Here is a 1,440-nt window from a genome sequence, read left to right as displayed (position 1 = left end):
TTGAAAGCAGACTTTGCTCCGCATACAGCTCCACGCCCTTGCGGCGCGTCTCGTCGATATTGATGAAATGCCAACCGCTATTAAAGCCGCTACCGAGTAGCTCGTTTACGATCTCGTTTTTCGTATCGGTCCAAAACAGCGTCGCGCTTACGTATTGCCCATAGATTAGATCCTTCATGCCGATCTCATAGGTTTTAAAGGTTTCGGATTTGAGGTTATTAAGTACGTAAGGGCCGTTGCGACCGAGCTTGTCGATGAGCTGATTAGGGCCTGGCGAGATATAGCCTCGCTCAAATTTAAAATAGACATTGCCATCCTTGGAATAATTAAAATTCGGCGTGATCTCAAAAGCATAGTTGTTTTTATCGTCCGTTACGTGCGTGCTGTCCTGCGTCTGCGAGATTATACGCCCCATCCTACGCATCGTCGTAGAGACCTCGCGATCTACTTTGTATTCGGCGCGCTCAAAACGCCCGCCAGCACTAAGCGAAAACAGCTCCGTAAAGTCGTGCTTTTCTAAGGCATAAACCGAGTGGGTAAGTTTCTGCATATCAAAGATCGTAAGTTGTGAAAGGCTCATCATAGGATTTATTGCGGTATTAAAATCGATCCTGCGGAAGCCCTTATTTTTAAGATAATCATATCCCGCTATGAGCTCGTCGTTATCATAGGTAAGCTTGCCCTTTAAATTCGCCCCCTCTTTGCGATCTTTCATCACAAAGCCCTTTTGCAAAATTCTAATATCTTGGTAATAAGGCTGTAAATTTGCTTCAAATCTATCGCCGAATTTCACCGCATAATCCAAGTCAAAATTTAATCGTGTGCTTTTGGTAAAGGTCCTCTCGCCTCCTTGTTGGCGGCGATCCGCTTTAAGCTCGGCAAGCCCTAAACCCGGTACATCATGCGTCCTAGCGCGATAAAAGCTGGGATTAAAAGAGAGGCTTTGATCGTCTGAAATTTTATAATTTAGTCCAAACGATGTATAGTAGCCTCGCTCTCTTTCGCCCTTGCGGTATCCATGCTGATCAAAGCCCTTTATTGCGGTCTTTAGAAATAGATTTTCGCTCACATTCCCGCCTGCGCCGAAATTTAGATCTTTATAATTATACGACGCGATCTTGGTAGAGACATTGGCGTATGGATATTTTGCGCCTTTTTTTGTGATGATATTTATCACGCCGCCGCTGGTACCGCTGCCGTAAAGCACGCTACCGCCGCCGGGGATAATCTCCACGCGCTCGATATCCTCAATAGGAACGAGATCAATCGGGATGGTCGTGGGCGTCGTGTCGATCATATTGAGAGCGACTCCGTTAAGAAGGACCTTGACGGAGGTATTGGCCTTCGCACCTTGCCCGCGTAAATCAACCGACCTACCGTTAAAACTAACCCCCGGCGCCTTTTCTAAAATTTCGCGCAGATCGCGGTAACCGCGGTTTT

General features: G+C 46.7%; 1 protein-coding gene. It reads right to left on the bottom strand.

The window, feature by feature from the left end; genetic code table 11:
* The coding region (locus Q0369_RS03260; protein WP_298095908.1) for a TonB-dependent receptor at nt 1–1,440 on the bottom strand (1,440 nt) is incomplete at both ends.

The sequence above is a fragment of the uncultured Campylobacter sp. genome, assembly GCF_938030685.1.
GTDB lineage: Bacteria > Campylobacterota > Campylobacteria > Campylobacterales > Campylobacteraceae > Campylobacter_B.
This window is presented reverse-complemented; position numbering and strand designations above follow the sequence as displayed.